Source organism: Kluyvera sp. Awk 3, assembly GCF_028069715.1.
Classification (GTDB): Bacteria; Pseudomonadota; Gammaproteobacteria; order Enterobacterales; family Enterobacteriaceae; genus Kluyvera; species Kluyvera georgiana_A.
Genome location: NZ_JANEWH010000164.1, coordinates 1 through 8,911, shown reverse-complemented (window position 1 = coordinate 8,911; position 8,911 = coordinate 1). Strand labels below are relative to the sequence as shown.

Genomic DNA, 8,911 nt, shown 5'->3' with positions numbered 1-8,911 from the left:
GATTATAAATCCTTTGTTGAGTGAACGTTGAATAATGTGAATCAGCGCCCAGGTTACGATGTAACCTGGGCGCTTTTTACATACAAATCATATGAATTAATAGAGGTGTAATCTATTGATTTCGTTTAGTTAGTANTTATTGTGCCTCTCGCCACAAGTTTCTTAATCTTATCCTAAGATAACATTGATACTTTTACCGTCATCGAATGTTGTCGGTTTGAATATCACGTTATCCATTGCTGTTTTTAAACAAAAACAACGCTCGAATCATTGATTGATGAGCCAGCTTCGCTCATTTGCGTAATAGGGTAAGGAACATTCATGAGTGATTTTCTGCCGTTTTCCCGCCCTTCTATGGGTGAGGCGGAGTTCGCAGCACTCAAGGAAGTGCTGCAATCCGGTTGGATCACCACCGGGCCAAAAAACCAGGCGCTGGAAGAGGCGTTCTGCTCGCTAACGGGGAACCGTTTTTCAATCGCCGTCAGTTCGGCAACCGGCGGTATGCACGTCACGCTGATGGCGCTGGGCATCGGTCCCGGCGATGAAGTCATCACCCCTTCTCAAACCTGGGTTTCGACGCTGAATATGATCGTCCTGCTGGGGGCGACCCCGGTGATGATCGATGTCGATCGCGACAACCTGATGGTGACGCCTGAAGCCATTGAAGCCGCTATTACTCCCCGTACGAAAGCCATTATTCCCGTGCACTACGCGGGTGCGCCTGCTGATATTGACGGCATTCGCGCAGTGGCGGAGCGTCACGGCATTCCGGTGATTGAAGACGCGGCGCATGCGGCGGGTACCTACTATAAGGGCCTGCATGTCGGCGCGCAGGGAACGGCGATTTTCTCCTTCCATGCCATCAAAAACATGACCAGCGCCGAGGGTGGGCTGATTGTCACCGACGATGAACAGCTGGCCAACCGCATTCGTAGCCTCAAGTTCCACGGTCTTGGCGTTGATGCCTATGACCGTCAGACCCACGGCCGCGCCCCGCAGGCAGAAGTGATTAGCCCGGGCTTTAAGTACAACCTCGCCGATATCAATGCCGCACTGGCGCTGGTTCAACTGGGCAAATTAGGGCAGGCCAATCAGCGCCGTAGTGATATCGCTCAGCGTTACGTGCAGGAACTGGCGGATACGCCGTTCCAGCCGCTGGCCGTACCGAGCTGGCCGCATCTGCACGCCTGGCATCTGTTTATTATTCGCGTGGACGAACAGCGCTGCGGCATCAGCCGTGATGCGCTAATGGAACAACTCAAAGCGCAAGGTATTGGTACCGGGCTGCACTTCCGTGCGGCGCATACGCAGAAATACTACCGCGAGCGTTTCCCTGAACTCTCGCTACCGAATACCGAATGGAACAGCGCACGTATCTGTTCATTACCTCTTTTCCCGGATATGACCGATGACGACACCACCCGTGTCATTACGGCGCTCCATCAGCTAGCAGGCCGTTGATATGTTTGAGTACCCGTTAGTCAAGAAAGTCTCCGTCGTGATACCGGTCTATAACGAGCAGGACAGCCTGCCGGAGCTGATTCGCCGTACCGACGCTGCCTGCGCGACCCTGAATCGTGACTATGAAATTTTGTTGGTCGACGACGGCAGCAGCGACGACTCCGCGCGCATGTTGGTTGAAGCGGCAGAAGCGCCGGAAAGCCACATTGTGGCGGTGCTGTTAAACCGCAACTACGGCCAGCATTCGGCAATTATGGCGGGCTTTAGCCACGTTACCGGCGATCTGATCATCACCCTCGATGCCGACCTGCAAAACCCGCCGGAAGAGATCCCGCGCCTCGTCGAAAAAGCCGACGAAGGCTACGACGTGGTGGGTACCGTGCGGCAGAACCGTCAGGACAGTATCTTCCGTAAAACAGCCTCGAAGATGATTAACCGTCTGATTCAGCGCACCACCGGTAAAGCGATGGGTGACTACGGCTGCATGCTGCGCGCCTATCGCCGTCATATTGTCGACGCGATGCTCAACTGCCATGAGCGCAGCACTTTTATTCCTATTCTGGCGAATACCTTCGCCCGCCGCGCCGTGGAGATTCCGGTGCTGCACGCCGAGCGTGAGTTCGGTGACTCGAAATACAGCTTTATGCGCCTGATTAACCTGATGTACGACCTGGTGACCTGCTTGACCACCACGCCGCTGCGTCTGTTAAGCGTGGTCGGCAGCGTGATTGCGGTGCTGGGCTTTGCCTTCTCCATTCTGCTGGTCGTGCTGCGCCTGGTGCTCGGTCCGGAATGGGCGGGGGACGGCGTGTTCATGCTATTCGCCATTCTGTTCATGTTTATCGGCGCCCAGTTTATCGGCATGGGCCTGCTTGGGGAGTATATCGGCCGCATCTACAACGATGTGCGTGCCCGCCCCCGCTACTTTATTCAACGTGTTGTTCGCCAGGAAAATCTGGATTCTGAAGAGGAAAATCGTTAATGAAAGCTGTTGTATTTGCCTATCACGACATGGGTTGCACCGGTATTCAGGCACTGCTGGATGCCGGATACGACATCGAGGCGATCTTCACTCACCCGGACAACGCGGGTGAGAATAACTTCTTCGGCTCCGTTGCCCGCCTGGCGGCTGAGCAGGGTATTACCGTTTACGCGCCGGAAGACGTCAACCACCCGCTGTGGGTGGAGCGCATCCGCGCGATGGCGCCGGAAGTGATTTTCTCCTTCTATTACCGCAACTTGCTCAGCGACGAGATCCTCAATCTGGCGCCGAAAGGGGCGTTCAACCTGCACGGCTCGCTACTGCCGAAATACCGGGGTCGCGCGCCGCTGAACTGGGTGCTGGTGAACGGTGAGAAAGAGACCGGCGTGACGCTGCACCGTATGACCAACCGCGCGGACGCGGGGGATATTGTGGCCCAGCAGAGCGTGGCGATTGCTGACTCTGACGTGGCGCTGACGCTGCACCGTAAGCTGTGCACGGCGTCCCAGACGCTGCTTGGCGATGCGTTGGCGAAAATTCGCAGCGGCCAGACCGACGAGCGTGTGCAGGATCATTCGCAGGCGACCTACGTCGGTCGTCGTACCCCGGAAGATGGCCGCCTGGAGTGGGAAAAACCGGCTCAGGCGCTGCATAACCTGGTGCGTGCGGTGAGCGATCCGTGGCCGGGCGCGTTTGGCTATGTTGGCACCAACAAATTTATCGTCTGGAAATCTCGTGTGCGTACTGACATGGAAGCCGCGAAGCCGGGTACCGTTCTGTCCGTCGCGCCGCTGGTGGTTGCCTGCGGTGAAGGCGCGCTGGAAATCGTTACCGGTCAGAGCGCTAACGGCGTTTATATGCAGGGCGCTCAGCTGGCACCGGCGCTGGGTCTGGTGGCGGGCGCGTTGCTCTCCAGCCGTCCGTTTGTGGCCGTTAAGCGTCGTACCCGCGTGCTGATTCTGGGTGTGAACGGCTTTATCGGTAACCATCTGACCGAACGCCTGCTGGCCGATGATAGCTACGAGATTTACGGCCTGGATATCGGCTCTGACGCCATCAGCCGCTTCCTCGACTGCCCGCGTTTCCACTTTGTGGAAGGCGATATCAGCATTCACTCAGAGTGGATCGAATACCACATTAAGAAATGCGACGTGGTGCTGCCGCTGGTGGCTATCGCGACGCCTATCGAGTACACCCGTAACCCGCTGCGCGTGTTCGAGCTGGACTTCGAAGAGAACCTGAAGATCATCCGCGACTGCGTGAAGTACAACAAGCGTATTATCTTCCCGTCCACCTCCGAAGTGTACGGCATGTGTACCGATGCCAACTTTGATGAAGATAACTCTAACCTGGTGGTGGGGCCGATCAACAAGCAGCGCTGGATCTACTCGGTTTCCAAACAGCTTCTGGATCGCGTGATTTGGGCTTACGGTGACAAAACTGGCCTCAAGTTTACCCTGTTCCGTCCGTTTAACTGGATGGGGCCGCGTCTGGATAACCTCAACGCTGCGCGTATCGGCAGCTCTCGGGCTATTACCCAGTTGATCCTCAACCTGGTGGAAGGTTCGCCGATCAAACTGATCGAAGGCGGCAAACAAAAACGCTGCTTCACCGACATCAGCGACGGTATTGAAGCGTTGTTCCGCATCATTGAGAACAAAGACGGCCGCTGCGATGGGCAGATTATCAACATTGGTAACCCGGATAACGAAGCGAGCATTAAAGAGCTGGCCGAAATGCTGCTCGACTGCTTTGAGCGTCATCCGCTGCGCGACCGCTTCCCGCCGTTTGCCGGCTTCCGTGAAGTGGAAAGTAGCGACTACTACGGTAAAGGTTATCAGGACGTTGAGCATCGTAAACCGAGCATTCGCAATGCGAAACGCCTCCTCGACTGGCAGCCGACGGTGGAAATGCAGCAGACCGTTGAAGAAACGCTGGACTTCTTCCTGCGCACGGTTGAACTGACGGATGAAAAACCATCATGAAAAAAGTAGGTTTGCGCGTTGATGTCGACACCTTTCGCGGTACTCGCGAAGGGGTGCCAAGGCTGATGGCGGTGCTGAAAAAGCACCGCGTACAGGCCAGTTTTTTCTTCAGCGTCGGGCCGGATAACATGGGGCGCCACCTGTGGCGCCTGGTAAAGCCGAAGTTCTTGTGGAAGATGCTGCGCTCACGCGCGGCATCGCTGTATGGCTGGGACATTCTGCTGGCCGGGACGGCGTGGCCGGGGCGTATTATTGGCGAAGCCAACGCGGAGATTATCCGTAGCGTTGCGCAGACACATGAGGTGGGGCTGCATGCCTGGGATCATCACCGCTGGCAGCAGTGGAGCGGCATGTGGAACGAGCAGCAGTTGATTGACGAAATTGGCCGCGGCCTGTCTGCGCTGGAGACGATTATTGGTCATCCGGTCACCTGCTCGGCGGTGGCGGGCTGGCGCGCTGACCAGCGTGTGGTGAAGGCGAAAGAGTCTTTTGAATTTCTCTACAACAGCGACTGCCGCGGCACGCAACCGTTCATTCCGCAACTCAGTAACGGCGAGAAGGCGACCGTACAGATCCCGGTGACGTTGCCCACCTGGGATGAAGTTGTCGGTAGCGTGGTCAGTGCGGAAGGCTTCAATCGTTGGCTGCTGGAGCGTATTCGCCAGGATACCGGTACGCCGGTGTACACCATTCATGCTGAGGTGGAGGGGGGTGCCTACGCCGAACAGTTTGACTATCTGCTGACCCTTGCGGCACAGCAGGAAATTCGTTTTTGCCCGTTAGGCCAGCTTCTCCCGGATGACTTCCGTCAGTTGCCGGTTGGGAAGGTGGTGCGCGGAGAAATTGCCGGTCGTGAAGGCTGGCTAGGCTGCCAACAACTTTTGAGCTCAGACGTATGAAATCCCTTCGCTATGGTATTTCGTTAGCTGCATTGTTTGTTCTGTACTACCTGGTTCCGCTCAACTTCCGGCTGCTGTGGCAGCCGGACGAAACCCGCTATGCCGAAATCAGCCGCGAAATGCTGGCGACCGGTGATTGGGTGGTGCCGCATTTCCTGGGGTTACGCTACTTCGAAAAGCCGATTGCCGGCTACTGGATTAACAGTATCGGGCAGTGGCTATTTGGTCACAGTAACTTCGCGGTACGTTTTGGCGCGGTGTTTTCTATCACCGTTTCCGCGCTGCTGGTGGTCTGGCTGGCGTGGAAAATCTGGCAGGATCGCAAAGTGGCGCTGCTCTCCGGCGCCATCTTCTTAACCGCGTTCCTGGTCTACGGGATTGGCACCTATGCGGTGCTCGACCCGATGATTACCCTGTGGATGACGCTTGCCATGTGCAGCTTCTGGTTGGCGGCGCAGGCGAAGACCACTGGCGAACGCTTCTGGGGTTACGTGCTGCTGGGCGTGGCCTGCGGTATGGGGGTCATGACCAAAGGCTTCCTCGCCCTGGCGGTGCCGGTGATCGGTGTGCTGCCGTGGGTCATTGCGCAGAAACGCTGGCGGGAAGTGCTGGTCTGGGGTTGGCTGTCGGTACTGGTTTGCGTGCTGACCGTCCTGCCGTGGGGGCTGGCCATCGCCGCGCGGGAAAGCGACTTCTGGCGCTACTTCTTCTGGGTCGAACATATTCAACGTTTTGCTCAGAGCGACGCGCAGCACAAAGCGCCGTTCTGGTACTACCTGCCGTTCCTGGTCGCGGGAAGTCTGCCGTGGCTGGCGTTGCTACCCGGCGCGTTCAAGCGCGGCTGGCAGGAGCAGGAAGGGTTACGCGGCGCATTTTATCTGCTGGGCTGGGTGGTAATGCCGTTCCTGTTCTTCAGTATCGCCAAGGGCAAGCTGCCGACCTATATCCTGCCGTGCTTCGCGCCGCTGGCAATGCTGATGGCGCGCTATGCGGTTGAGGCGGCAAAAGTCGGCTCGAAAGCGCTGCGGGTGAACGGCATCATCAACATCGTCTTCGGCGTTGTGGGCCTGGTGGCGGTCGCGGTGGTCTCACCGTGGGGGCCGATGAAACATCCGGTCTGGATGCAGATTGAGCTGTATAAATGCGTACTGGCGGCAGTAGCCTTCTTCTTCTGGGCGCTGATGGGCTGGATATCGATTAAACCGGGCGCACAGCGTTGGCAGCTTGCCGCGCTCTGTCCGCTGGGGCTGGCGCTGCTGGTGGGGATGGCGATTCCCGATCGCGTGACCAACAGCAAGCAGCCGCAGTTCCTGGTGGATATTGTTAGCGAGTCGCTGGCGCCGAGCCGCTATGTGCTGAGCAACAGCGTCGGCGTAGCCGCCGGGCTGGCCTGGGAGCTGAAGCGTAGCGATGTGATGTTGTACGGCCAGCAGGGCGAGCTGAAGTATGGGCTCTCTTACCCTGACGCGAAAGGCAGCTTCGTCTCTACCGAAGACTTCCCACAGTGGCTGGCGGCACATCGTCAGGAAGGGCCAATCTCGCTGGTGTTATTGCTCTCTCGTGACGTACAGTTAGCCGAACTGCCGCTGCCAAAACCGGATGAGGTATATGCCATGGGTCGCACCGTCTTTATTCAGTATCGCCCGCAATGATCACATGGGCCTGCCTGCTGCTCGCCAGCCTGTTGAGCTGCGGCGGGCAGCTATGTCAGAAACAGGCGACTCGCCCTGCCCGTAAAGGGCTGCGCGGGCGTCATCTGCTAACCTGGCTCGGACTGGCGCTGGCGCTGCTGGGGCTGGGCATGCTGCTGTGGCTGCTGGTGCTCCAGCAGATTCCGGTCAGCGTGGCCTACCCGATGCTGAGCCTGAACTTTGTCTGGGTGACGCTGGCCGCGCGTCTTATCTGGCGCGAGCCGGTGAGCGGCCGCCATTGGGCCGGGGTGGCGCTGATAATCGTCGGCATTGCGTTACTGGGGAGCAGCGCCTGATGGGGCTTATCTGGGCATTGATGAGTGTGGCGCTGGTCAGCGCCGCGCAGTTGACGCTGCGTGCGGCGATGACCACGCTACCGTCGGCGACGCAGCCGCTGGCTTTTTTGCTGCATCTTCTGCATTTTGACACCGGCACGCTGGCGCTGCTGCTGGGGTTGCTGGGCTACGTGGCTTCGATGGCCTGCTGGTTCTTCGCCCTCAAGCGTCTGCCGCTGGCGAAAGCCTACGCGCTGCTGAGCCTGAGCTACATGGTGGTATGGCTTGCGGCGATTCTGCTGCCCGGCTGGCATGAGCCGTTCTCGTGGCGCGGCCTGCTGGGGGTTATTGTTATTATCGCCGGCGTCATTACCATCTTCTGGCCAAACAAACCGACACCTCACCGGTAGTCCGAATCGGGTAATGCCGCCTTCCCGGCGACAAAATGTGCAATAATGCCATTTCTGTTGCATCTATAAGGGATTATCTATGCCTGCGGCCGACGCCGAGGCGCAGCTTAGCGGCCTGCGCCTCAATTTGCGTATTGTCTCCGTCGTGATCTTCAACTTCGCCAGCTATCTCACCATTGGCCTGCCGCTGGCGGTGCTGCCCGGTTATGTTCATGATGTGATGGGGTTTAGCGCCTTCTGGGCCGGTCTGGTTATCAGCCTGCAATACTTCGCTACCTTGCTGAGTCGTCCTCATGCCGGGCGTTACGCCGACCAACTGGGGCCGAAAAAAATCGTTGTTTTTGGCCTCTGCGGCTGTTTCCTGAGTGGGTTGAGCTATTTACTGGCGGCGTTTGGCGGCGGCTGGCCGTTGATAAGCCTGACGCTGCTGTGCCTGGGGCGCGTGATTCTTGGTATCGGCCAGAGCTTTGCCGGTACCGGTTCGACGCTGTGGGGCGTTGGCGTTGTCGGGTCGCCGCATATTGGCCGGGTGATCTCCTGGAATGGTATCGTCACTTACGGCGCGATGGCGATGGGCGCGCCGCTTGGCGTGCTGTGTTACCGCTTTATTGGCCTACAGGGGCTGGCGCTGGCGATTATGGCCGTCGCCGCCGTGGCGATTCTGGCGGCGCTTCCCCGTGATGAAGTGAAAGCGAAAAAGGGCAAACCGATGTCCTTCCGGGCGGTACTCGGGCGCGTCTGGCCTTACGGTATGGCGCTGGCGCTGGCCTCCGCGGGATTTGGCGTGATCGCCACCTTTATCACCCTGTTCTATGACGCCAAAGGCTGGGACGGCGCGGCCTTCGCGCTCACTCTGTTTAGCTGCGCGTTTGTCGGCACACGGCTGCTGTTCCCGAACGGCATTAACCGCCTTGGTGGACTGAATGTGGCGATGATTTGCTTTGCCGTTGAGGTGGTGGGGCTACTGCTGGTAGGAATTGCGATGACGCCAATGATGGCGAAGATTGGCACTTTCCTGGCGGGCGCGGGCTTTTCGCTGGTGTTCCCGGCGCTGGGCGTGGTGGCGGTAAAAGCCGTGCCGCAGCAAAATCAGGGATCGGCGCTGGCGACCTATACCGTATTTATGGATTTATCGTTGGGCATCACCGGGCCGCTGGCCGGGCTGATGATGGCATGGATGGGCGTGTCGACAATCTATCTGGCGGCGG

General features: G+C 58.2%; 8 protein-coding genes. All 8 read left to right on the top strand.

Annotated elements, in window-relative coordinates:
* Window positions 1–321: 321 nt before the first annotated feature.
* Window positions 322–1,461 carry a UDP-4-amino-4-deoxy-L-arabinose aminotransferase gene (gene arnB / locus NNN71_RS21930; protein WP_163446800.1) on the top strand — a complete coding sequence of 380 codons (1,140 nt, stop codon included), beginning with the start codon at window positions 322–324 and terminating at the stop codon, window positions 1,459–1,461.
* Window position 1,462: 1 nt separating this feature from the next.
* A complete protein-coding gene (gene arnC / locus NNN71_RS21925) occupies window positions 1,463–2,443 on the top strand; it encodes an undecaprenyl-phosphate 4-deoxy-4-formamido-L-arabinose transferase (protein WP_167574879.1) in 981 nt (326 codons plus the stop codon).
* Entirely contained in the window at window positions 2,443–4,428 is a 1,986-nt protein-coding gene (arnA, locus tag NNN71_RS21920) for a bifunctional UDP-4-amino-4-deoxy-L-arabinose formyltransferase/UDP-glucuronic acid oxidase ArnA (RefSeq protein ID WP_223803736.1), read from the top strand. Before arnC ends, arnA begins: the two co-directional genes overlap by 1 nt.
* The gene (gene arnD / locus NNN71_RS21915; RefSeq protein WP_167574881.1) at window positions 4,425–5,327 is read left to right on the top strand and encodes a 4-deoxy-4-formamido-L-arabinose-phosphoundecaprenol deformylase; all 903 of its coding nucleotides are present in this window, start codon (window positions 4,425–4,427) and stop codon (window positions 5,325–5,327) included. Before arnA ends, arnD begins: the two co-directional genes overlap by 4 nt.
* Window positions 5,324–6,979 (top strand): lipid IV(A) 4-amino-4-deoxy-L-arabinosyltransferase, encoded by a 1,656-nt coding sequence (arnT, locus tag NNN71_RS21910; RefSeq protein ID WP_223803737.1) that lies wholly within the window; start codon window positions 5,324–5,326, stop codon window positions 6,977–6,979. Before arnD ends, arnT begins: the two co-directional genes overlap by 4 nt.
* Complete coding sequence (arnE, locus tag NNN71_RS21905; protein ID WP_167574882.1) at window positions 6,976–7,314, top strand: 4-amino-4-deoxy-L-arabinose-phosphoundecaprenol flippase subunit ArnE; 339 nt, start codon at window positions 6,976–6,978, stop codon at window positions 7,312–7,314. The genes arnT and arnE overlap by 4 nt, the downstream gene beginning before the upstream one ends.
* The gene (gene arnF / locus NNN71_RS21900) at window positions 7,314–7,703 is read left to right on the top strand and encodes a 4-amino-4-deoxy-L-arabinose-phosphoundecaprenol flippase subunit ArnF (RefSeq protein WP_223803738.1); all 390 of its coding nucleotides are present in this window, start codon (window positions 7,314–7,316) and stop codon (window positions 7,701–7,703) included. Before arnE ends, arnF begins: the two co-directional genes overlap by 1 nt.
* A gap of 79 nt (window positions 7,704–7,782) precedes the next feature.
* Window positions 7,783–8,911: MFS transporter (locus NNN71_RS21895; RefSeq protein WP_271459332.1), on the top strand; the 1,129-nt coding region annotated here is incomplete at its 3' end.

Excerpts from the sequence above, each read along its gene's own strand:
- arnB (WP_163446800.1), top strand. The coding sequence starts at position 322 with ATGAGTGATTTTCTGCCGTTTTCCCGCCCTTCTATGGGTGAGGCGGAG.
- arnC (WP_167574879.1), top strand. The coding sequence starts at position 1,463 with ATGTTTGAGTACCCGTTAGTCAAGAAAGTCTCCGTCGTGATACCGGTC.
- arnA (WP_223803736.1), top strand. The coding sequence starts at position 2,443 with ATGAAAGCTGTTGTATTTGCCTATCACGACATGGGTTGCACCGGTATT.
- arnD (WP_167574881.1), top strand. The coding sequence starts at position 4,425 with ATGAAAAAAGTAGGTTTGCGCGTTGATGTCGACACCTTTCGCGGTACT.
- arnT (WP_223803737.1), top strand. The coding sequence starts at position 5,324 with ATGAAATCCCTTCGCTATGGTATTTCGTTAGCTGCATTGTTTGTTCTG.
- arnE (WP_167574882.1), top strand. The coding sequence starts at position 6,976 with ATGATCACATGGGCCTGCCTGCTGCTCGCCAGCCTGTTGAGCTGCGGC.
- arnF (WP_223803738.1), top strand. The coding sequence starts at position 7,314 with ATGGGGCTTATCTGGGCATTGATGAGTGTGGCGCTGGTCAGCGCCGCG.